The organism is Kitasatospora sp. NPDC048194 (assembly GCF_043202455.1).
Taxonomy (GTDB): Bacteria; Actinomycetota; Actinomycetes; order Streptomycetales; family Streptomycetaceae; genus Kitasatospora.
Window position 1 is genome coordinate 109,410 of record NZ_JBIDAK010000022.1, and the last position, 21,238, is coordinate 130,647.

The 21,238-nt window shown below is 73.2% G+C and carries 18 protein-coding genes and 1 riboswitch; of the genes, 10 read left to right on the forward strand and 8 right to left on the reverse strand.

From position 1 onward, the window contains the following. Positions 1-44: 44 nt before the first annotated feature. The 3 genes from ACGF07_RS24755 to ACGF07_RS24765 form a co-directional block, all read right to left on the reverse strand. Positions 45-503 carry a MarR family winged helix-turn-helix transcriptional regulator gene (locus ACGF07_RS24755; RefSeq protein WP_392902080.1) on the reverse strand — a complete coding sequence of 153 codons (459 nt, stop codon included), beginning with the start codon at positions 501-503 and terminating at the stop codon, positions 45-47. A 157-nt stretch (positions 504-660) separates the two neighbouring features. After that, positions 661-1,101: a DUF3037 domain-containing protein gene (locus tag ACGF07_RS24760; protein ID WP_392902082.1), complete on the reverse strand. Its 441-nt coding sequence runs from the start codon at positions 1,099-1,101 to the stop codon at positions 661-663. Then, complete coding sequence (locus tag ACGF07_RS24765; protein ID WP_392902084.1) at positions 1,098-1,853, reverse strand: HipA family kinase; 756 nt, start codon at positions 1,851-1,853, stop codon at positions 1,098-1,100. Before ACGF07_RS24765 ends, ACGF07_RS24760 begins: the two co-directional genes overlap by 4 nt. Positions 1,854-2,044: 191 nt before the next feature. On the opposite strand from ACGF07_RS24765, the gene ACGF07_RS24770 reads away from it, so the two are divergent. Then, the gene (locus ACGF07_RS24770; RefSeq protein ID WP_350737039.1) at positions 2,045-3,403 is read left to right on the forward strand and encodes an NAD(P)/FAD-dependent oxidoreductase; all 1,359 of its coding nucleotides are present in this window, start codon (positions 2,045-2,047) and stop codon (positions 3,401-3,403) included. Between the two features lie 59 nt (positions 3,404-3,462). Here ACGF07_RS24770 and ACGF07_RS24775 read toward each other — a convergent pair whose 3' ends face one another. Then, complete coding sequence (locus ACGF07_RS24775; RefSeq protein WP_392902086.1) at positions 3,463-4,656, reverse strand: GDSL-type esterase/lipase family protein; 1,194 nt, start codon at positions 4,654-4,656, stop codon at positions 3,463-3,465. Between the two features lie 294 nt (positions 4,657-4,950). Beyond that, the gene (locus ACGF07_RS24780) at positions 4,951-6,288 is read right to left on the reverse strand and encodes an aminotransferase class I/II-fold pyridoxal phosphate-dependent enzyme (RefSeq protein ID WP_392902088.1); all 1,338 of its coding nucleotides are present in this window, start codon (positions 6,286-6,288) and stop codon (positions 4,951-4,953) included. A gap of 35 nt (positions 6,289-6,323) precedes the next feature. On the opposite strand from ACGF07_RS24780, the gene ACGF07_RS24785 reads away from it, so the two are divergent. From ACGF07_RS24785 to ACGF07_RS24805, 5 genes are all read left to right on the forward strand, one after another. After that, positions 6,324-7,013: a pyridoxamine 5'-phosphate oxidase family protein gene (locus ACGF07_RS24785; protein WP_392902090.1), complete on the forward strand. Its 690-nt coding sequence runs from the start codon at positions 6,324-6,326 to the stop codon at positions 7,011-7,013. A 13-nt stretch (positions 7,014-7,026) separates the two neighbouring features. Beyond that, on the forward strand, positions 7,027-7,686 hold the full coding sequence (locus tag ACGF07_RS24790; protein WP_392902092.1) for an FMN-binding negative transcriptional regulator: 660 nt from the start codon (positions 7,027-7,029) through the stop codon (positions 7,684-7,686). 114 nt (positions 7,687-7,800) lie between these two features. Further along, entirely contained in the window at positions 7,801-9,213 is a 1,413-nt protein-coding gene (locus ACGF07_RS24795) for a sugar porter family MFS transporter (RefSeq protein WP_350737053.1), read from the forward strand. A 129-nt stretch (positions 9,214-9,342) separates the two neighbouring features. Beyond that, a complete protein-coding gene (locus ACGF07_RS24800; protein WP_392902094.1) occupies positions 9,343-10,044 on the forward strand; it encodes a dienelactone hydrolase family protein in 702 nt (233 codons plus the stop codon). 176 nt (positions 10,045-10,220) lie between these two features. After that, on the forward strand, positions 10,221-10,823 hold the full coding sequence (locus tag ACGF07_RS24805; protein WP_392902096.1) for an HAD domain-containing protein: 603 nt from the start codon (positions 10,221-10,223) through the stop codon (positions 10,821-10,823). On the opposite strand, the gene ACGF07_RS24810 is transcribed toward ACGF07_RS24805, so the two are convergent. Together ACGF07_RS24810 and ACGF07_RS24815 are read right to left on the reverse strand one after the other, a co-directional pair. Further along, complete coding sequence (locus ACGF07_RS24810; RefSeq protein ID WP_392902098.1) at positions 10,801-11,595, reverse strand: CPBP family intramembrane glutamic endopeptidase; 795 nt, start codon at positions 11,593-11,595, stop codon at positions 10,801-10,803. The genes ACGF07_RS24805 and ACGF07_RS24810 overlap by 23 nt on opposite strands. Positions 11,596-11,665: 70 nt before the next feature. Next, positions 11,666-13,171, reverse strand: a complete 1,506-nt coding sequence (locus ACGF07_RS24815) for a glutamate--cysteine ligase (RefSeq protein ID WP_392902100.1) — start codon at positions 13,169-13,171, stop codon at positions 11,666-11,668. 375 nt (positions 13,172-13,546) lie between these two features. On the opposite strand from ACGF07_RS24815, the gene ACGF07_RS24820 reads away from it, so the two are divergent. Both ACGF07_RS24820 and ACGF07_RS24825 read left to right on the forward strand, forming a co-directional pair. Further along, positions 13,547-14,119: a hypothetical protein gene (locus ACGF07_RS24820; RefSeq protein WP_350737067.1), complete on the forward strand. Its 573-nt coding sequence runs from the start codon at positions 13,547-13,549 to the stop codon at positions 14,117-14,119. 409 nt (positions 14,120-14,528) lie between these two features. Continuing rightward, entirely contained in the window at positions 14,529-14,720 is a 192-nt protein-coding gene (locus ACGF07_RS24825) for a DUF5999 family protein (RefSeq protein ID WP_030288352.1), read from the forward strand. Positions 14,721-14,913: 193 nt separating this feature from the next. On the opposite strand, the gene gcvP is transcribed toward ACGF07_RS24825, so the two are convergent. Next, complete coding sequence (gcvP, locus tag ACGF07_RS24830; RefSeq protein WP_392902102.1) at positions 14,914-17,814, reverse strand: aminomethyl-transferring glycine dehydrogenase; 2,901 nt, start codon at positions 17,812-17,814, stop codon at positions 14,914-14,916. A gap of 235 nt (positions 17,815-18,049) precedes the next feature. After that, positions 18,050-18,153, reverse strand: a riboswitch (glycine riboswitch). 226 nt (positions 18,154-18,379) lie between these two features. Between gcvP and ACGF07_RS24835 the strand changes: the two genes are divergently transcribed. Both ACGF07_RS24835 and ACGF07_RS24840 read left to right on the forward strand, forming a co-directional pair. Next, positions 18,380-19,453, forward strand: coding sequence for a PRC and DUF2382 domain-containing protein (locus ACGF07_RS24835; RefSeq protein ID WP_392902104.1), 1,074 nt, complete (start codon positions 18,380-18,382; stop codon positions 19,451-19,453). 164 nt (positions 19,454-19,617) lie between these two features. Beyond that, a complete protein-coding gene (locus ACGF07_RS24840) occupies positions 19,618-21,117 on the forward strand; it encodes an MFS transporter (RefSeq protein WP_392902106.1) in 1,500 nt (499 codons plus the stop codon). Positions 21,118-21,238 lie beyond the last annotated feature (121 nt).

The following is a 21,238-nucleotide window of genomic DNA, read 5'->3' on the forward strand; positions in this document are numbered from 1 at the left end:
CTAACAGCCGAGGTCACGCCGATCGTCGGCGGGCGGACGCCCCGCTACTGCGGTGCGGCGCCCGCCCGGCCGGCCAGCACCGGCAGGACCTGCGCGCAGATGGAGTGCAGGGCGACCCGCTGCTCGTCGGTCATCGCCTCGAAGGCCTGGTGGGTGCGGCCCATCTCGCTGCGGATGCGGTTGAGGATCTCCCGGCCCTCGTCGGTGATCACCACGATCTTCACCCGGCGGTCGCCGGCCGCGGCCTCGCGGTTGGCCAGGCCCAGCGACTCCAGCCGGTCCACGATCCCGGTCACGTTCGACGCGTCGCAGCCCAGGCGCCCGGCGAGCGCCCGCATCGGCACCGGCTCCTGCACCGCGCCCAGCGCCTTGGCCTGGGAGGAGGAGAGCCCGTGCCGGGCCGCGGCCGCCGCGAAGTCCTGGAAGTACGCGGCACCGACGGCGGCCAACGCCTCCATCAGCTCGGCGTTGGTCGGTACGGTCGTCGTCGAGGTCGAACCCATGGGGCCAGCGTACGGCGGAGTGCTTCAGTAACTCAAGATTTGACCACGGCAACCGTCGGCGAGCCGCCTCGCGGTTCCGCCGTTCGGGGTCCGCGCGGACGCGCCGCGCATCCGCCACCCGCCCGCGGTGCACCGCCGAGCGCTCCGCCGGGCCGCCTCAGAGCACCAGCTGGTCGAACAGCCGCCGCAGCTCGGCGTCCGGGTCCGCGGTCAGCCCGGTGTGCACCGGTCCCGGCTGGACGATCGCGCTGCGCGGTGCGGTCAGCCAGCGGAACCGCTGCCCGGGGCTGTCCGAAGCCGCCGGACCGGCCGACGGGCCGCCGAGGCAGACCGCCTCGATCCCCTGGAGGGCCCGCCGCACCCCGTGCACGTCCGCCACCGGGTCCAGCGCCAGCAGCCGCGCCTGGTCCAGGTGCGTGCGCGCCGCCAGGTGGGCGTTCTGCCGGCAGTACAGCAGCACCCCGATGTTGACGCACTCGCCCCGCTCGACCCTCGGCACCGCACGGATCACGGCGTACTCGTAGTCGTGCAGTTCCACCACGGCCGGAAGCCCGGCCGGAACCCGGGCCGGCAGCCCGGTCGGCAGCGGCTCGGTCATGCGGGCACCTCCGGCAGCCAGTCGCGCGGACCGGCCAGTCGCCCGGTCAGCTGGGAACGGTACGCGGCGCGCACCTCGTCGGGCGAGTCGAAGCCGAACTCGTCCACCAGCCAGACCTCGGGGATCTGCGCCACCGCCGCCTCGACCGCCGCCTCCGCGAGCGGCGCCAGCGCCTTGTCCGCCGCCGCCAGGTCCGGACGCGCGCGCAGCAGCGCGTGGTCGGAGGCGTCGTACGGACGGCGCACCCAGGCGGCGGCGCCCGCCCAGTTGTGGTGGAAGATCAGGCTCGCGCCGTGGTCGATCAGCCGCAGCCCGCCGGTCGCCACCAGCAGGTTGGGATTGCGCCAGGAGCGGTCGACGTTGCCGATCAGCGCGTCGAACCAGAGCACCTGCCCGGCGAGTTCCGGGTCCACGTCGAAGCAGAGCGGATCGAAGTTGAGGGCGCCGCTGACGAAGGCCATGCCGAGGTTGGTGCCGCCGCTGGCCCTCATCTGGTCCTGGATCTGGTGGTCCGGCTCGCTCCGCGCGAGCACCGGGTCCAGGTCGACGGTCACCAGCTCCGGCACCGGCAGCCCGAGCCGCCGGCCCAACTCCCCGGCCAGCACTTCCGCCACCAACGCCTTCCGGCCCTGCGCCGCGCCCACCCACTTCAGCGCGTACAGCCGCCGGTCGTCGGCCTCGACCAGGCCCGGCATCGAGCCGCCTTCTCGCAGTGGCGTCACGTACCGGACCGCCGTCACCTCGGGGAGCACGCCCGACAGCTTATCCGTGCACCCCGCACCGCCGTGCGCAGCCGTCCCGCGGCCCGTCCCCGCGCCACACCGGCCCCATCCGCACCACCTACCTCAGACGCCCTCTCCCAGTGGCAGCGACCGCTGCTCCGTGCGAGTGTGGCGGACAGTGATTGGGGACTCTGACGACCTGCACGACAAAGGGATGAGCGATGGAACGACCTCGGATCCTGATCGTGGGCGGTGGCTTCGCCGGCCTGGAGTGCGCGCGCCGCCTCGAACGCAAGCTCTCGCCGTCGGAGGCCGAGATCTCGCTGGTCACGCCGTTCAGTTACCAGCTCTATCTCCCCCTCCTCCCCCATGTCGCCGCCGGCGTCCTCACCCCCCAGTCCGTGGCCGTGTCGCTGCGCCGCACCCTGCGCCGCACCCACATCGTGCCCGGCGGCGCCATCGGCGTGGACCCGGCCTCCAAGGTCTGCGTCGTCCGCAAGATCACCGACGAGGTGGTCGCGCAGAAGTACGACGTCCTGGTGCTCACCCCCGGCAGCGTCACCCGCTCCTTCGACATCCCCGGGCTCACCGACTACGCCCGCGGCATGAAGACGCTCGCCGAGGCGGCCTACATCCGCGACCACGTGATCGCCCAACTCGACCTCGCCTCGGCCACCGTGGACCAGCGGGAGCGCGAGTCGCGGCTGCAGTTCGTGGTGGTCGGCGGCGGCTACGCGGGCACCGAGACGGCCGCCTGCCTGCAGCGCCTCACCACCGCCGCCGCCCGCCGGTACCCGCGGCTGGACGCCCGGCAGATCAAGTGGCACCTCATCGACATCGCCCCGAAGCTGATGCCCGAACTCGGCGACGCACTGGGCAACGCCGCCCTGGAGATCCTGCGGGGCCGCGGCATCGAGGTGTCCCTGGGCGTGTCGGTGGCGGAAGTCGGCGCCGAGACGGTCAAGTTCACCGACGGGCGGGTGCTGCCCTGCCGCACGCTGATCTGGACCGCGGGCGTGGCCGCGAGCCCGCTGATCGGCACCCTGGATGCGGAGACGGTCCGCGGCCGGCTCGCCGTGACGGCGGAGATGCGGGTGCCGCAGTTCGAGGGCGTGTTCGCGCTCGGCGACGCGGCGGCCGTCCCGGACCTCGCCAAGGGCGACGGCGCGGTCTGCCCGCCGACCGCCCAGCACTCGGCCCGGCAGGGCCGCGCGGTGGCCGACAACGTGATCGCCTCGCTGCGCCACCAACCGCTGGAGCCGTACTACCACAAGGACCTGGGCCTGGTGGTCGACCTCGGCGGCAAGGACGCGGTCTCCAAGCCGGTCGGTGTCGAACTGCACGGACTGCCCGCCCAGTTGGTGGCCCGCGGCTACCACCTGATGGCGATGCGCACCAATGCGGCCAAGTTCCGGGTGGGCGCGAACTGGCTGCTGAACGCGACCGCCGGGGACGACTTCGTCCGCACCGGCTTCCTCGCCCGCCAGCCCGCCCGCCTGCGCGACTTCGAGTACACCGACGCCTACCTGACGAAGGATCAGGTGCGCGCTCACGCCCAGTCCCTGCTGGCCAAGGGCTGATCCCGGAACGCCCCCGGCGCCCGCCGCGAACCACCGCGGCGGGCGCCGGGGCACGCGGGTCAGCGTGCGGTCAGGTACATCCCGCTCGCGTCCTTGCCCGCCGTGTTGCGGCAGGCGTAGTTCCCGCCGCTCTGCGCCCACACCAGGGTGAGGCAGCGCCCGAGCGCCAACTGCCCGTAGTAGTTGGGGTGCATCGACTCCTGGAGGACGCCCTGGGTGGTGTTGAGCCCGCCGTCCAGGAACCGCGCCCACTCACTGGTCGTCGCGGACGGACCGCTGCTCGCGGTCGGCTGCCGGGTCGCCGTCGAGCAGACCTCACGGCCCTGCAGCATGTCGGACAGGTCGAGGAACTGGACGCCCTTGGTCGCCGCCACCCCGGCCAGCGCGCCGGAGATCTGCGGGACCATCGAGTCGCGCGCCCAGTCGGCGTCCCCGTCCCAGAACGGGCAGCCGCCGGTGTCCGAACGGCTCCAGCCGCTCTCCGGGTAGCGCATCTCGGCGCTGCGCGGGATCGGCGACGGGTAGGACTGCAGCACCAGCCGGTAGTCCGACTGCGCGTAGCCCGCGGCGGTCATCACCGCGCGGATCTCGTCGATCGCCTTGCCCACCCCGGCCATCGCGGCCGGCATCCTGGAGTCGATCGAGGACTGCGCCGAGCCGTGGCAGTACGAGTACCAGATCAGGTAGTCCTGCACGCAGTCGGAGATGATGCTGCCGAAGCCCAGGTCGTTGCCGCCGATCGACAGGGTGATCAGCTTGACGTTGTTCTGCCGTGCCACGGTGGCGAGTTGGTCGGCCTGCGGGGCCTCGCCCTTGAACGACTGGCCGCCGTTGGCGGCCCGGAAGACGTTCGCCGTCACGGCCCCGGAACAGGCCAGGTCGATCCGGTTCTGGGCGACCGTCGACGCGCCGAGCACCTCGGCGACGTCGGAGCGGTCGCAGCCGCTCGCCGCCGTGGCGCCGTAGACCACCGAGGGGTCGGCCGAAGTGCCGTTCCAGGCCCGGTCGGTGCCGTTGCGGCTGCCGCTGGCGCCGGCGGCGTTGCCCATCCAGCGCCCGGCCTCGCCGGAGATGTAGCTGTCGCCGAGTGCCACGCTCGCCGTCGGCCCCGAGGGGACGGCGGCCGGGGCGGCCGCGGCCGGGGCGGCGACGGCCAGCCCCGCCACGGTCAGCGGCAGGGCGAAGGCTGCGGCCAGCAGCCGGCGGGCGAGTCGGGGTGCGCTGCGGGTGAGGCTCGAACGGTTTTCGGGCACGGCGGAAACTCCTGCGGCTCGGTCTCCCCGCGGTGTGGGGACGGGAAGACGCGTAGGTGAGGGTGGGCCGCCGGCCGGTGGCGCGATGAAGATGACATGGCCCCGGCCGCCGCCGCTAGGCGTGTGCGTCAGGTTTCCGCATTTGTTACCGACGGGTTCGGCCGGGTCCGCCCCGGGGGGAACGACCCGCGCTCCGCCCGCCCCGGGAGCAGGGCCCCGAACCACCCGCCCCCGAACCACCCGCCCCCGGCCACCCGGCCACCCGGCCGCCCCCGGCCACCCCGCCGGCCGCGCTCACACCAGCCGCGAGTCGGCCCCGGCCGATCCCAGCACCTGCGCCAGGTCGTCGGCCAACCGCCGGGCGTCGGCCGCCTCCAGCCGCGCCGTTGTGAACCGCAGCCCGGGCGGCGACTGGATCCGGAACCGCGCGCCCGGCGCCGGGACCCAGCCGCGCTGCACCAGCGCGGCCAGTGCCGAGGCCTCGTCCGGCACCGGGACCCAGACGTTCAGCCCGCTCTCCCCGTGCGCCGCGATGCCACGCGCCGCCAGTTCGCCCAGCAGCGCGTCCCGCCGCGCCCGGTAGACGGCCGCCACCCGCGCGGCCGGCGCCGCGTCGCTGCGCCACAGCTCCGCGACGGTGCGCTGGAGCAGGTGGCTGACCCACCCCGCGCCCAGCCGCAGCCGTCCGGCCACCCGGCCGATCGTCTCCTGGTCCCCGACCGCCACCGACACCCGCAGGTCCGGCCCGTACGCCTTGGCCGCCGAGCGCACCACCGCCCAGTGCTGCGACCCGGCCCCGACCAGCGGGTGGTACGACTGGTCGACCATGCCGTGGCCGTGGTCGTCCTCGATCAGCAGCACCCCGGGGTGCCCGGCCAGGACGGCCCGCAGCGCCTCGGCCCGCCGGGCGGTGAGCGCCGCACCGGTCGGGTTCTGGGCCCGGCTGGTGACCACCACCGCACGGGCGCCTCCGGCGAGGGCGGAGGCCAGCGAGTCGGGCAGCGGGCCCTCGTCGTCCAGCCGCACCGGCGCGGGCCGCAGCCCCATGGCGGGCAGCAGGTCGAGCAGGCTTCCCCAGCCCGGGTCCTCGACCGCCACCGCGTCGCCGGGGCGCAGGTGGGCGCCGAGGGTGCGCTCGATGGTGTCCAGCGAGCCGGAGGCGACCACGATCGGGCCGCCGGGCAGCCCGTCGGCCTCGAACGAGGCCCGGGCCAGTGCGAGCAGTTCCGGGTCGACCTTCGGGTGCCCGTACAGCACGGGCTCGGCCCTCGCGGCCTCGGCGGCGGCGGCGAGCGCCTGGGTGAGGTCGGGCAGCAGGGCCGGATCCGGGTTTCCGGCGGCGAGGTCGCGGGCGTGCGCGGGGACCGGGACGCGGATCCGGTCCCGAGCGGTGAGCGCGGGGCGGGGCAGGATGCGGCTGCCCTTGCGGCCGGCCGTCTCGATCACGCCCCGGTCGCGCAGCAGCCGGTAGGCGGCGGCCACGGTGTTGGGGTTGACGCCGAGTTCGGCTGCCAGGTCGCGCAGCGGGGGCAGGGTGGTTCCCGGGGCGAGCCGTCCGCTGCTCACGCCCTGTTCGATGTGGGCCGCGATTTCGCTGGCGCGTCGCCCTTTCAGCGGATAGTCTCCTAGCACAAACAACATTATGCACTAGTACATAGAGGTCTGTCATGCCGGCCACGCCCACCGACGGCGCCGCGGAGCGCACCGACGGCGTCACCTACGCCCGCACCCCCCGCACCACCCCGACCCGGTACAGGGACCGCGCCACCTGGGAGCAGGAGGCGATCCACGCCATCCTCGACAGCGCCTACATCTGCCACCTCGGCTTCGTGGCCGACGGCGCCCCGGTCGTGCTGCCGACGATCTTCGCCCGGGTCGGCAGCCGGCTCTACGTCCACGGCTCCACCGGCAGCCGTCCGCTGCGCGGTGCCTCCGGCGACCAGGGCATGCCGGTCTGCGTCACGGTGACCCAGGTCGACGCCCTGGTGCTGACCAAGTCCGCCTTCAACCACTCGGTGAACTTCCGGTCGGTGGTCGCCCACGGCACCGCCCACCAGGTCACCGACCCGCAGGAACTGGACGTCGCACTGGCCGCCCTGGTCGACCACGCGGTCCCCGGCCGTTCCGGCGCGGTCCGCCCCGCCAACGCCAAGGAGCTCGCCGCGACCGCCGTGATCCGGCTGGAGCTCGACGAGGTCTCGGCCAAGATCCGTGCCGACGGCGCCGACGACGACCCCGAGGACGCCGACCTGCCGTACTGGTCCGGCCTGATCCCGGTCACCACGGTGCACGGCGCCCCGGTGCCGTACGACGAGTCCGTGCCGCTGCCCGCGCACCTGCGCGGCTACCCCCGCTGAGAGGGCCGCACCGATGCTGATCAGGTCCTGGGACCGCGGCGACGAGGACGAGTGGCGCGCCTGGCTGGCGCAGGGCCGCGACTTCGGCCTGCTCGCCGCCAACGGCGGCCCCGACGAGGGGCCGGTGCTGGTCCCGACGCACTTCCTGCTGGACGCCGAGCGCGGCGAGATCCTGCTGCACCTCGCCGCGCCCAACCCGCTGCTGGCCGCCGTCCGGGCCGACCCCAACGTGACCCTCGCGGTCACCGACGACTACGCCTTCGCCCCCGGCCACTGGCGCGGCGCGCCCGGCACGCCGACCAGTTACTACGCCTCGGTCCACTTCCACTGCACCGCCGAGATCGTCGAGTCGACCGCGGGCAAGGCGGAGATCCTCAACCGCCAGCTGGCGCACTTCCAGCCGGAGACCCCCGAGGTCCGGGTGGTGCCCGGCGCGGACGAGCTCGCCCGGCAGCTGCCCGGTCTGCGCGGGCTCCGCCTGACGGTGCGGGAGGTGCGGGCCAAGTTCAAGTTCGACGACAAGAAGCCCGCCGAGGCGCAGCACGCGATCGCCGAGCGCCTCGCCGAACGCGCCGCCGGCCCCGGTCGCGGCCGCGACCACTACGCCGGCGCCCGCGCCGAACTGCTGCGGCGTCACCAACGGCGCACGGCCGCCGTGGGCGCCGGGGACTGACTCCGCATCACCCGTTCGGCCCTCAACTGAGGCGGGTGGGCCGCCGCACTGCTCGAATGTGAGACGAGCCCTGCCCAGCCGTCGGTGCGGGCCCGTCGACCTCGGGGAGCGTGTGTGTCCACAGTCCACCATCAGCGGGCCTCGGGCGAGGCCCACCTCGGGCACGTGGTGTTCATCTCCGCGGCGGCCGCCATGGGCGGCTTCCTGTTCGGCTACGACAGCGCGGTGATCAACGGTGCGGTGACGGGCATCCAGAAGCACTTCGCGGTGGGCCACGGCACCACCGCCTTCGTCGTGGCCATCGCGCTGCTCGGCTCGGCCGTCGGCGCGGTGGTCGCCGGCCGGCTGGCCGACCACTTCGGCCGGGTGCGCACGATGCTGCTGGCCGCCGTGCTGTTCGCGGCCAGCGGCATCGGCTCGATGTTCCCGCCGAACATCGAGGCGCTGGCCTGCTGGCGCGTGATCGGCGGCATCGCCATCGGCATCGCCTCGGTGATCGCGCCCACCTACATCGCCGAGGTGGCCCCGACCGCCTACCGCGGCCGGCTCGCCTCCTTCCAGCAGATGGCGATCGTGCTCGGCATCACCGTCTCCCAGCTCGCCAACTGGGCGCTCAACCAGGCCGCCGGCGGCGAGTCGACCAACCACCTCGGCGGCGTCCAGGCCTGGCAGTGGATGCTCGGCGTCGAGACGATCCCGGCCCTGGTGTACGGGCTGATGGCGCTGGCCATCCCGGAGTCCCCCCGCTACCTGATCGCCGACCACCGCGAGGCGCAGGCCCGCAAGGTGCTGGTCGAGGTCGAGGGCGAGGACGTCGACCTGGACGCCCGGGTGGCGGAGATCCGCGCGGTGCTGGCGTCCACCCGCAAGCCCCGGCCGCGGGACCTGCTGGGCGGCCGCTTCGGCCTGCTGCCGATCGTCTGGGTCGGCATCGGCGCCTCGGTGTTCCAGCAGTTCGTCGGCATCAACGTGATCTTCTACTACTCCTCCTTCCTCTGGCAGTCGGTCGGCATCAACGAGTCCAACTCGCTCCTGATCAGCCTCTCCACGTCGATCATCAACGTGATCGGCACGGTGATCGCGATGGCCCTGGTGGACCGGATCGGCCGGAAGCCGCTGGCCCTGGCGGGCTCCACCGGCATGGCGCTCGCGCTGGGCGCGGCCGCCTGGGCGTTCTCCTACCGGCACGGTACGGGCGACACCGCCACCCTCGACAACACCCACGCCACCGTCGCCCTGGTCGCCGCGCACGTCTTCGTGCTCTGCTTCGCGTTCTCCTGGGGCGTGGTGGTCTGGGTGCTGCTCGGCGAGATGTTCCCCAACCGGATCCGGGCGCTGGCCTTGTCGGTCGCCGCCTCCGCCCAGTGGATCGCCAACTGGGCGATCACCGTCAGCTTCCCGGACCTCGCCGACTGGAACCTCGCCGCGACGTACGTCATCTACGCGGCCTTCGCGCTGCTCTCCATCCCGTTCGTGGCCTTCTGCATCAAGGAGACCAAGGGCCGCGCCCTGGAGGAGATGGGCTGAGCAACCGCCCCCGCACCGCCATGGCACGCACCACCACCGCACGCACCCCTCGGCGCGCGCGCCTCACACCGCACGCCCCCACCGCACGAGCCCCCGCCGAACGCGGCCCGACCCCACCGAGAGGAAGCCATGCCCGACGAGCGCGGCTCCCGGCAGAACGTCACCTTCCCGAGCGGCGGCCGCACCGCTCACGGGTACCTGGCCCGTCCTCCGCAGGGGGTCGGGCCGGGCCTGGTGGTGGTGCAGGAGTGGTGGGGCCTCACCTCGCACGTCGCGGACATGGCCGACCGCTTCGCCGCCGAGGGGTTCACGGTGCTCGCCCCCGACCTGTTCGGCGGCGCCACCACCCACGACCGCGCCGAGGCCGCCCGCCTCAAACGGGAGCTGCCGGTCGAGCAGGCCGTCCAGGACCTCTCGGGCGCCGTCGACCACCTGCTGTCCCTGGACGGCGTGGTCGGTGACGCGGTCGGCACGGTGGGCTTCTGCATGGGCGGCGGCTTCGCCCTGCTGCTCGCCACCCGGTGCGGGGACGAGGTGGCCGCCGCCGTCTCCTTCTACGGGCTCCCGCCCGACCCGGAGTTCGACTACCGCGGTCTGACGGCCCACGTCCTCGGGCACTTCGGCGAGCTCGACGGCTCGATCCCGATGGCCGCCGTGGACGAGGCCGCGATCCGGATCGGCGAGGCCACCGACGTCCGCCCCGAGTTCCACTTCTATCCGGCCGGACACGCCTTCATGAACGACGAGAACACCCTCGGCACCTACGACCCCCTGCAGGCCAGGATCGCCTGGCGCCGCACCGTCACCTTCCTCCACGGCCACCTCGGCTGACGCCGCGCCGCCCGGCGGCCGACCGCGGCACCCCGGACGCAACGGAGCCCGGCCGCGTGCCCGCGCCCGCGTCGTGAGCGCCCTGTGCGCCCCGCGTGCGCCCGCTGGAGAGCAACCACTGGTGCTGCTGGTTCGTCCGACCGGGTAGGACACACCATCCACTTGGGGGGCCACCGGTGCCGAAGCCGCTGCTGTTCCTGGACGTCGACGGGGTGCTGAACCCGGTCTGTCCGCACCCGGACGCCGGGTTCGACTCCCACACCCTGCTCGGTTACGCCGTCCTGCTCTCCGCCAGGCACGGCCAGTGGCTGCGCGAACTCGCCGGTGCGTACGAGCTGGTCTGGGCCACCACCTGGGAGGAGCACGCCAACACCCACATCGCCCCGGCGATCGGCCTGGACCCGCTGCCCTTCGTGCGCTTCACCGGTTACGTCCCGCAGCCCGACGATCCGCGCGTCCCGCTGATGGAGCTGTTCTCCGCCCGCAAGTGGGCGCCGCTGCTGCGTTACGCCGGGGGACGTCCGTTCGCCTGGGTGGACGACGTGATCCCGCCCCGGCTGGTCCGCACGTCGCTCTGGCGCCGCGACCGGCTGCTGCTGCCGATCGACCCGGGCCAGGGCCTGGAGCGCCGGCACGTCGACCGGCTGCTCGCCCGGCCGCCGCGCCCCCAGCCGCCGACGTTCGGCGGATCCGCAGCCGGTGGATCCGCAGCCGGCCGATCCGCGGCCGGCGGATCTTCGCCCGGCGGACCGACCGTCAGGGGGTCGGCAGCCAACTGACGTGCCCGGCGAGCAGCGCGTACCCGACGAAGGCCACCGTGTCGATCAGCGCGTGCGCCGCCACCAGCGGCATCACCCGCCCCCAGCGCCGGTACAGCAGGCAGAACACCGCCCCCATCACCATGTTGCCGACCAGCCCGCCGACCCCCTGGTACAGGTGGTACGAGCCGCGCAGCACCGAACTCGCCACCAGCGCCGCCGGCCAGGACCACCCCAGCTGCCCCAGTCGGCGCAGCAGGTAGCCGAGGACGACGACCTCCTCCAGGATCGCGTTCTGCCAGGCCGACAGCACCAGCACCGGCACCCGCCACCACACGTCCGGCAGCCCGGAGGGCGCGACCGTCAGGTTGTACCCGGCCGCCTGCGAGGCCAGGTACAGGGCCAGTCCGCAGCCTCCGACCGCCGCAGCGACGGCCGCTCCCCGGCCGAGGTCGCCGAGTTTGCGCCCGAGGTCGAAGCCCAGCACCTTCAGCGACGTGCCCTCGCGCACCAGCAGGTAGCCGACCAGCACCACGGGCATCAGGCCCCGCCCGATGTAGTACAGCTGCCACAGCAGGTCCAGCCAGGGCCGCCCGGGCGCGCGCGAGCCGTTCAGCGTGGCGACCTGCTGGCCGAGCTGGAGCGGTTCGGTGAGCGAGCCCGCGAAGCTGATCAGCGCGCTGATCCCGCTGGCCCCGAGGGAGAGCCCGAGGACGATCAGCAGTTCCGCGCCGAGCAGCCGGCGGGTGGGCTGCTCGGTCTCCGGCGCGGTCGGGCGGGTGGTCACGGGCACTCCAGCGGGCGGGCGGTCGCTCCGGCCGTCGGCCGACCGCCGGAGCGATCATCCTGACACAGCGGCCGGGCTAGCCCACCGGCCAGGTGTGGACCGGCTCGCCGCCGCGCATGTGCTCGGCGTAGCGCCTGGTCATCGCGGCGAGCGCGGCCGACCGGTCCATCCCGTACTGCTCGCGCAGCCGGTGGAAGGTGGCGCTCTGCCAGGCCGCGCCGTTGGTGCGGCGCAGACAGCGCTGTTCGATGATCCCCAGGTAGCGGTCCCGGTCGGCGGGCTCCACGCCCCACTCGTCCAGCCCCTGGTGGGCCATCGGCAGCAGCTCGTTCAGCACCAGGTCGACGGCGGAGATCGTCTGCAGCCCCCCGCTGCGGCCGGCCCGGCCGGAGCGCGGCCACTGGAACACCGCGTCGATGCCGTACCGGGCGCCCTGGCGGAAGTTCTCGTCCGCCCGATCGAAGGGCAGCCGGGTCCAGACCGGCCGGGGCTGCTCGGCGAGCACCCGCACCAGCCCGTAGTAGAAGGCGGCGTTGGCCAGGGTGTCGGCCACCGTCGGCCCGGCCGGCAGCACCCGGTTCTCCACCCGCAGGTGCGCCACCCCGCCCGAGACGTCGTAGATCGGCCGGTTCCACCGGTAGATGGTGCCGTTGTGCAGCCGCATCTCGGACAGCCGGGGCGCCCCGCCGGAGGTCACCACCTTCATCGGGTCCTCGTCGTCGCAGATCGGCAGCAGTCCCGGGAAGTAGCGCAGGTTCTCCTCGAACAGGTCGTACACCGAGTCCACCCAGCGCTCGCCGAACCAGGTGATCGGACGCACGCCCTGGGCCTTGAGTTCGGCCGAACGGGTGTCGCAGGCCTGCTGGAACAGCACCGGGCGGGTCTCCCGCCACAGCTCCCGCCCGAACAGGAACGGCGAGTTCGCACCCATCGCCAGCTGGGGGCCGCAGATCGCCTGGGCGGCGTTCCACACCGAGGAGAACCGTTCCGGCGTCACCTGCAGGTGCAGTTGCAGCGAGGTCGCGGCGGCCTCCGCCACCATGGTGATCGACTCGAGCTGGAGGTGCTCGACGCCCTCGATGTCCAGCGCGATGTCCTCGCCGCGGGCGGCCAGTATCTGGTCGCTGAGCAGGCTGTACCGCTGGTTGTGGCTCATCGCGTCCAGCCCGGTGTGGTCGTGCTCCAGGGTCGGCAGGATGCCCACCATGACGATCCGGGCGCCGGCCTCGGCCGCGCGCCGGTCCGCGTAGCGCAGCCCGGTGTCGATCTCCTCCCGCAGTTCCTCGAAGACGTGCCCGCAGAGCCGGTGCGGCACGATGTTGACCTCGATGTTGAACTGGCCCAGCTCGGTCTGGAAGTCGCTGGACCCGATCGCGCTGAGCACCTGGGCGTTGCGCATCACCGGCAGACCCTGGTCGTCGGCCAGGTTGAGCTCGATCTCCAGGCCCATCACCGCCCGGGGCCGGTCGAATCGGTTCTCGCGCAGCATCCGCCCGAGCGCGTCGAGGCAGGCCTGGAGCTTGAGCCGGTACTGCTGCCGGTCCGCCAGATCCGCCCGAGTCGCCACGACCTTCTCGCCCACGGTCCCCTCCTCCTGACCCACCCGGCCGTCCGACCGTGCCAGCATCATGCCCACCCCGAAGATCGATACCCGAATGCTTGTACTGGCTTGCAATGAAAGGGAACTGACGCTTATTCAGAGCATCTGTGGACTTGCCCGGCGCCACAGCCTGTGATAAACAGATCACCCTGCGCATTTGTTCGATGAATTCGAGGAATCCGCACTGCGCTCCGGCCGGTCTTCTCCCGCCCCGAGGCACTCCTCGACGGCGGCGACCGCGCCGGCTCCGCGATCCTGCACAACCGGACACGGCCAGGCCCGTCACCGACGACGCACCGCGCCACGCCGGTATGCCGCACTCGCACGCCGATCTCGCTTGGAGAGGCGGACCCCGCCATGACCCTGCAAACCCCCCAGCCCCCACCGAGTGCCCTGCGCGCGGTCCTGGCCGCGCTAGACTCGGACGCCGCGCTGCGCCAACCCGCCGCCGCAGCCCTGCGTCACCCGACCGGACCACTGCTCCCCGCGCATCCGCTCGCGGTGCACGTCCTGGACGGCCCGCGCCCCGAGCTCACCGCCGCCCGGAGGACCGGCTGGCGCTTCCTGATCAAGGACGGCGCCGAGGTGGCCGCCGCCGCGGAGGTGGTGCAGAGCGCCGAGGGCCACACCTTCTCCCACTTCACCGCCGGCCCCTACCTCTCCTCGACCGTCCGGGCGCTGCGCGAGGCCTGGCAGCTCGCCCAGAGCTCCCGCGTCCGCTGCCAGCCCCGGTTGCTCACCTTCCCGGGCCAGTACGCGACGGCGCTCTGGCTGCACGGCCCCGACGCCGACCCGGGCGACGACCTGCTGATCCCGCTCGCCCCGGCTCCGCTCGGCGTCACCGCGCACCGCGCCCACCCGGCCGCCGAGCTGCTGCCGCTGCTCGCCCGCACCCCGCTCTCCCGGCCGCTGCTGCTCGGCTCCACCTGAGAGCGGCCCCGCCGCACCGGCCGCCGGGTCACCCCGCCCGGCGGCCCTTCGCCGTGCGCGCCCCGGCGGCCTCACCCGAACGGCCACCACCTGGGCGGGCCATCCGCAATGGCCCCACCGGGCCATGTCACGGCTGACCCGTCGGTGCGCTTTCTCCTCCGGGCCCCACCTGAACGGGTGATCTCTGCCCGGGACTTGTGGCGCATGTCACGAAATCGCTGCGCGCGCGTCCGTAGATGCCGACACTGGGAACCAGCGTGGAAGGACCACCTGTCCTACCCACTTGAACGCCGGTCCACACCTGGCCGGCGTTGCGGACAGGATCCGACTACCGCGGCGGCCCCGGACGGCAGCAACCCTCCGGGACCGCACCACGGGGAGGATCGCAGAGCGAAGCGAGGGTACGCGTATGTGCCAGCACCGTCCTGAGTGCCCGACGGCCGAGTCCGAGGACCGCGAGGCGGCCGTGCCGGTGGCTTGCCACCCTGAGCAGGGCTGGAGCCTGCTCTGCAACGGCGTCGTCCTGTTCGAGGACACCGGAGAGCTGCTGCCCGACGGCCGGGTGATCGCCCCGCGCCGCCCCGTCGCCCACGCGGCCTGAGGCCTCCCGGCGCCGGGTCGACCCGGCGCCGGGGCCCGACCGACCCGACCCGTACCGCCGCAGCCGTACGACCGGTGGCCATGGGCCCCGGCACCGCCCGACGGGGTGGCCGCCGACCGGACAGCGCACAGGGCAGGGCCCCGGCAGAAACGTTCTGCCGGGGCCCTGCCCCTCTTCGTCCGCGTCCGCGGGATCAGACGCCGTACTCGTCCAGCGGCGGGCAGGAGCAGACCAGGTTGCGGTCGCCGTACGCGCCGTCGATCCGGCTCACCGGCGGCCAGTACTTGTCCGCCGGGTTCACGCCCGCCGGGAAGACCGCCTCCTGCCGCGAGTAGCCGTGCGCCCAGTCGCCGGCCAGGGCGGCGGCGGTGTGCGGGGCGTTGCGCAGCGGGTTGTCCTCGGCCGCCCACTCGCCCGAGCCGACCTTCTCGATCTCGGCCCGGATCTCGATCATCGCGTCGCAGAACCGGTCGATCTCGTGCAGGTCCTCGGACTCGGTCGGCTCGATCATCAGCGTGCCGGCCACCGGGAAGGACATCGTCGGCGCGTGGAAGCCGTAGTCGATCAGGCGCTTGGCGATGTCGTCCACCGTCACGCCCGTCTCCTTGGTCAGCGGACGCAGGTCGATGATGCACTCGTGCGCGACCAGGCCGCCCGGGCCGGTGTAGAGCACCGGGAAGTGCGGCGCGAGCCGCTTGGCGATGTAGTTGGCGTTCAGCACCGCGACCTGGGTGGCGTGCTTCAGGCCCTCGCCGCCCATCAGCCGGACGTACGCCCAGGAGATCGGCAGGATCGCCGCCGAGCCCCACGGCGCGGCCGAGATCGGGCCGACACCGGTGGCCGGGCCGGCCTCCTCCTGCAGCGGGTGGTTCGGCAGGTACGGCGCCAGGTGGGCGCGCACCGCGACCGGGCCGACACCCGGGCCGCCGCCGCCGTGCGGGATGCAGAAGGTCTTGTGCAGGTTCAGGTGCGAGACGTCCGCACCGAACTTGCCCGGCTTGGCCAGGCCGACCAGGGCGTTCAGGTTGGCGCCGTCCACGTAGACCTGGCCACCGGCCTCGTGCACCAGGGCGCAGATCTCGGTGATCTGGGTTTCGTACACGCCGTGGGTGGACGGGTAGGTGACCATCAGCACGGACAGGTTGTCGCGGTGCTGCTCGATCTTGGCCTTCAGGTCCTCGACGTCCACGTCGCCGTCGACCAGGGTCTTCACCACGACCACGCGCATGCCGGCCATCACCGCGGAGGCGGCGTTGGTGCCGTGCGCGGAGGACGGGATCAGGCAGACGTCGCGCTGGGTGTCGCCGTTCGCCTGGTGGTAGGCGCGGACGGCCAGCAGGCCGGCCAGCTCGCCCTGGGAGCCGGCGTTCGGCTGGATCGAGACGGCGTCGTAGCCGGTGACCTCGACCAGCTGCTGCTCCAGCTGGCGGATCAGGGTGAGGTAGCCCTGGGCCTGGTCGATCGGCGCGAAGGGGTGCAGCTGACCGAACTCCGGCCAGGTGACGGCCTCCATCTCGGTGGTCGCGTTGAGCTTCATGGTGCAGGAGCCCAGCGGGATCATGCCGCGGTCGAGCGCGTAGTCCCGGTCCGACAGGCGGCGCAGGTAGCGCAGCATGGCGGTCTCCGAGCGGTGGCTGTGGAAGACCGGGTGGGTGAGGTACTCGTCCTCGCGCAGCAGCGCGGCGGGCAGCGCCTCGGCGGCCTCGGCGATCTCGACGGCGGGGACGCCGAACGCGGCCCAGACGCCGGCCAGGTGCTCGCGGGTGGTGGTCTCGTCGGTGGAGACGGAGATCCGGTCCGCGCCGTCCTGGTGGACGTTGATGCCGTGGGTGCGGGCGGCGGCGGCGATCTCGGCGGCGCGGCCCGGGACGACGGCGGTGACGGTGTCGAAGAACTCGCCGTGCAGCAGCTCGACGCCGCCGGCCCGCAGGCCCTCGGCGAGGGCGGCGGCGTAGCGGTGGGTGCGCCGGGCGATGTCGGCCAGGCCGTCCGGGCCGTGGTAGACCGCGTACATCGAGGCCATCACGGCGAGCAGCACCTGGGCGGTGCAGATGTTGCTGGTGGCCTTCTCGCGACGGATGTGCTGCTCGCGGGTCTGCAGCGCCAGGCGGTAGGCGCGGTTGCCGTCGGCGTCGACGGACACGCCGACCAGGCGGCCGGGCAGCGAGCGGGCGTACTCCGCGCGCACCGACAGGTAGCCGGCGTGCGGGCCGCCGAAGCCCATCGGCACGCCGAAGCGCTGCGAGGTGCCGCAGGCGATGTCGGCGCCCAGCGAGCCCGGGGACTTCAGCAGGGTCAGCGCAAGCAGGTCGGCGGCCACGGCGACGACCGCGCCCAGCCCGTGCGCCTGCTCGATCACCGGGGCGAGGTCGCGGACGACGCCGGTGGCGCCCGGGTACTGCAGCAGCACGCCGAAGACGCCGCGCTCGGCGACCTCGGCCGGGATGCCGTCGGACAGGTCCGCGACGACGACCTCGACACCGGTCGGCACGGCCCGGGTGTTGATCACCGCGATGGTCTGCGGGAGGGTCTCGGCGTCGACCAGGAAGACGCCGCCCTTGACCTTGGTGACGCGGCGGGCCAGGGCCATCGCCTCGGCGGCCGCGGTGCCCTCGTCCAGCAGCGAGGAGCCGGAGGTGGGCAGACCGGTCAGGTCGGAGACCAGGGTCTGGAAGTTGAGCAGCGCCTCCAGGCGGCCCTGGGAGATCTCCGGCTGGTACGGGGTGTAGGCGGTGTACCAGGCCGGGTTCTCCATGACGTTGCGCAGGATGACCGGCGGGGTGAAGGTGCCGTAGTAGCCCAGGCCGATCATCGGCTGGAGCACCTTGTTGCGGCTCGCCAGCTCGCGCAGCTCGGCGAGGACCTGCGCCTCGCTGCGGCCGGCGGGCAGGTCCAGGGCGGTGATGGAGCGGATCGCCTCGGGAACGGCGGTGGCGGCGAGCTCGTCCAGGGAGCCGTAGCCGACGGACGCCAGCATCTTCTCCTGGGCGGCGGCGTCGGGGCCGATGTGGCGGTTCTCGAAGGGGCTGGCCGACTCGAGCTCGGTGAGGGTCGAGGCGCCGATGGGGCGTCCCGCGTTCGGCTGGGCGTTCATGGTGGTCGAGGCCTCCTGGTCACGGACCGGCGGGGGCGCGCACGCCGACGGCCATCCGCTGCGGACGGCGGACCGGCTCGGGCGGGCGAACCCGAAAGGCCTCCCCCTCTGTCATCGGGACCTGAGAGCTTCGCCCGCACGTCGCGCTGTCGGCGCTCCGTCGGCTTGCACCGTCGGTGAGGGTGGTGATCGTCGGCTCCCGCGCCGGCGATCCTGCCCTGCTTTCCAGAGTGACCTATCCCGCACGGTACGGATGCCTGAGAGATTCCGGGGAGGGTTTGCTCCTTCGGCGCCCCGACCAGCGGTTTTCGCGGTCGTGGACTCTCCCGAGCGGGTTCGGCGGTCGCGGCCCAGGGTACCAGCGGGCGGCCTTCGGATCACGGGTGCGTCAGGTCACTCGAGGTCTACGCGCGTCCCCCGGACGGCCCAGCACGAAGCCCGTCCGGCGCACCCCGGTCGCGTCGGTCCCATTCATGCCTTTTGGTGTGAAGTGGCGGACGGGACGGGTGTGCTCCGACCGCCGTACCTGCGGGAGTTCCGCAGGCGCAGCGGACTGGAGGAAAGAGTGCAGACCGACATCGACCCCCGGGATCTCATCGGCCACAAGGCGGTCGACCGCAACGGAGACAAGATCGGCACGGTCGACGAGGTGTACCTGGACGACGCGACCGGCCAGCCGGAGTGGGCCGCCGTGCGAACCGGCATCTTCGGCCGCGACGCCTTCGTCCCCCTCACCACGAGCGAGTTCTCCGGTGACGAGCTCCGGGTTCCCTACGACAAGTCGCTGGTCAAGGACTCGCCGGACTTCGGCGTGGGCCAGCACCTGTCGCCGGCCCAGGAGCTCCAGCTCTACCGCTACTACGGGCTCGACACCCCGGTGGACGCCCGCACCGCCGGCGAGGAGCCCGGCCGGACCGCCCAGCCCGACCTCGACTTCGGCACGGCGCCGGCCGTCGCGGCGGCGGCGACCACGACCGCCACCACGACCGCCCCGCCGCTCGCCTTCCACTCCGCCGAGCCGGGCCCGACCACCGCGGTCGCCGGCCCCGGCGCCCTCGGCACCGACACCGCCCGGGAGACCCACGTGCCGACCCTCGCCGCCCCCGCACCCGCCGCCCCCGTGGCGACCGCTCCCGTCTTCGAGCCGAAGCCGCAGCCCGCACCGGCTGCGACCACCCCCGCGCCGGTGCCCGCGCCTTCCGCCGACACCGGCACCTCGGCCATGACGGCGCCGGTCGAGATCACCTGCCGCGAGGAGCGGCTCGACATCACCACCGAATGGCACGTCCTGGGCACCGCGAAGCTGCGCAAGTACGTGACCAGCGAGCAGGTCGAGCGCCGCGTCCCGGTGGTCCGCGAGCGGGTCCGGGTGGAGCGGGTGCCGGTCAGCGACGCCGAGCGCGCCGCGCTGACCGAGAAGGAGATCGCCGAGGACGTCGAGGAGGTCACCCTCCGCGAGGAGCGCCCCGTCGTCCGCAAGTACCTGGCGCCGATCGAGCGGGTGCGCCTGGTCGTCGAGCGCTACACCGCCGAGGAGGTCGTCCAGGACGAGCTCCGCCGCGAGCACGTCGAGGTCCACGACGACAGCGCCCCGGCCACCAACGGTGCCCGCTCCGACGGCTCGCGCCCGGTGGTCTGACCGCCCGCCCCTCTCCCCCAAGGGCCCCGGATCCCTTCCGGGGCCCTTGCCGTGCCCCGGACTTCCCCGCTTTGCCAAAGCTTAACCGCTCGATATTTGACACTCTGAAGTATCTCCGGGCATATTTACTTCAGTTCATTCACTATGTACGGGAGGAAGCAACCGTGAGTGAGGCACCACAGCCCACCACCGCGGCCGAGAAGCAGAGCAGCGCCCGGGTCCTGCCGGCCCTCATCCTGGCGATGCTGTCGTTCAGCGTGGTGCAGACCGCGGTCGTCCCGATCCTGCCCTCGCTGGCCAAGGAGCTGGACGTCTCCACGTCCAACATCACCTGGCTGATGACCGCCAACCTGCTCTCCGCAGCCGTGCTGACTCCCCTGCTGGGCCGCTTCGGCGACCTCCGGGGCCGTAAGCCCATGCTGCTCATCTCGCTGGCCGGCCTGGTCGCCGGATCCGCACTGGCGGTCGGCACCCACTCCTTCACCTGGCTGGTCGTCGCCCGCGTCCTCCAGGGCGCCGGCGGTGGCGTGATGCCGCTGGCGATCAGCATCGTCCGCGACGAGCTGCCCAAGCAGAAGGTGACCGGCGGCGTCGCCGCCATCAGCGCCTCGATGGGCGTCGGCTCCGGCCTCGGCCTGGTGGCCACCGGCCTCCTGCTGGAGCACTGGAACTACAAGTCGATCTTCTGGATGGGCCTGGCCTTCGGCCTGATCGCGATCGCCCTGGTGGCCCTGCGCGTCCCGTCCGACCCGGTCACCGACAAGGAGGGCGGCGCCGACCCGCTCGGCGCGCTCGCCCTGGCCGGCTGGCTCTCCGCCCTGCTGGTCGCGGTGAGCCAGGGCAACCACTGGGGCTGGACCTCCACCAAGACCCTCGGCCTGTTCGCCGTCGCCGCCGTGGTCGCGCTGGTCTGGGGGATCATCGAGACCAAGGTCGCGCACCCGCTGGTGGACCTGAAGATGATGTCCCGCCCGGCCGTGGCCTTCACCAACCTGGCCGGTCTGCTCATCGGCTTCGGCATGTACGGCTCGTTCATGGTCATCAGCAACTTCTCCCAGACCCCGGAGAAGCTGGCCCACTACGGCTTCACCGCGACCGTCCTGCACGCCGGCGTGATGCTGCTGCCGTCCGCGATCGGCTCGATGGTGGCCGCCCCGCTCGGCGCCATGCTGATCGCCCGCCGCGGCCCCCGCCTGCCGCTGGTCCTCGGTGGCGTCCTCGGCGCCGTCGCCATGGCCTACCTGGCCCTGCGTCACAGCCACGAGGGTGACATCTACACCGCCTCCGCCATCTTCGGCCTCGGCATCGGCCTCGCCTTCGCCGCGATGCCGGCCTTCATCAACGGCGCCGTCCCGGTCGAGCAGAGCGGCATCGCCAACGGCATGAACTCCGTGCTGCGCACCGTCGGTGGCGCGATCGGCACCGCCGTGATGACCGCCATCCTGACCGGCGACACCATGAAGCTCCCGATCAAGATCCCGGTGCTGCTGCCCACCCTGGACGCCTACAAGCACGCGTTCTGGGCCACCGCCGTGGTCTGCATCGTCGCCGGTGCCGTCCCGTTCCTGATCCGCACCGCCAAGCCGGTCGCGGCCGCCCCGGGCGCCCCGGGCGGCTCGACCCCGCAGGACTCCAGCACCCAGCTGGTCAAGACCGACGCCTGACGAGGCGTCCGGCCCGCGCGCTCAGGGACAGGGCGCGCGGACCCGGCCTCCGTACGTCGCGAGGGCATCACGAACGCGCGGAGCCGGCACGGTGTGAACGGCCCCACCCGGTACCCACCGG

Coding starts and splice junctions, on each gene's coding strand:
- ACGF07_RS24770 (WP_350737039.1), top strand. CDS start 2,045: ATGGAACGACCTCGGATCCTGATCGTGGGCGGTGGCTTCGCCGGCCTG.
- ACGF07_RS24825 (WP_030288352.1), top strand. CDS start 14,529: ATGTGCCAGCACCGTCCTGAGTGCCCGACGGCCGAGTCCGAGGACCGC.
- ACGF07_RS24800 (WP_392902094.1), top strand. CDS start 9,343: ATGCCCGACGAGCGCGGCTCCCGGCAGAACGTCACCTTCCCGAGCGGC.
- ACGF07_RS24760 (WP_392902082.1), bottom strand. CDS start 1,101: ATGACCGAGCCGCTGCCGACCGGGCTGCCGGCCCGGGTTCCGGCCGGG.
- ACGF07_RS24790 (WP_392902092.1), top strand. CDS start 7,027: ATGCTGATCAGGTCCTGGGACCGCGGCGACGAGGACGAGTGGCGCGCC.
- gcvP (WP_392902102.1), bottom strand. CDS start 17,814: ATGAACGCCCAGCCGAACGCGGGACGCCCCATCGGCGCCTCGACCCTC.
- ACGF07_RS24755 (WP_392902080.1), bottom strand. CDS start 503: ATGGGTTCGACCTCGACGACGACCGTACCGACCAACGCCGAGCTGATG.
- ACGF07_RS24785 (WP_392902090.1), top strand. CDS start 6,324: ATGCCGGCCACGCCCACCGACGGCGCCGCGGAGCGCACCGACGGCGTC.
- ACGF07_RS24820 (WP_350737067.1), top strand. CDS start 13,547: ATGACCCTGCAAACCCCCCAGCCCCCACCGAGTGCCCTGCGCGCGGTC.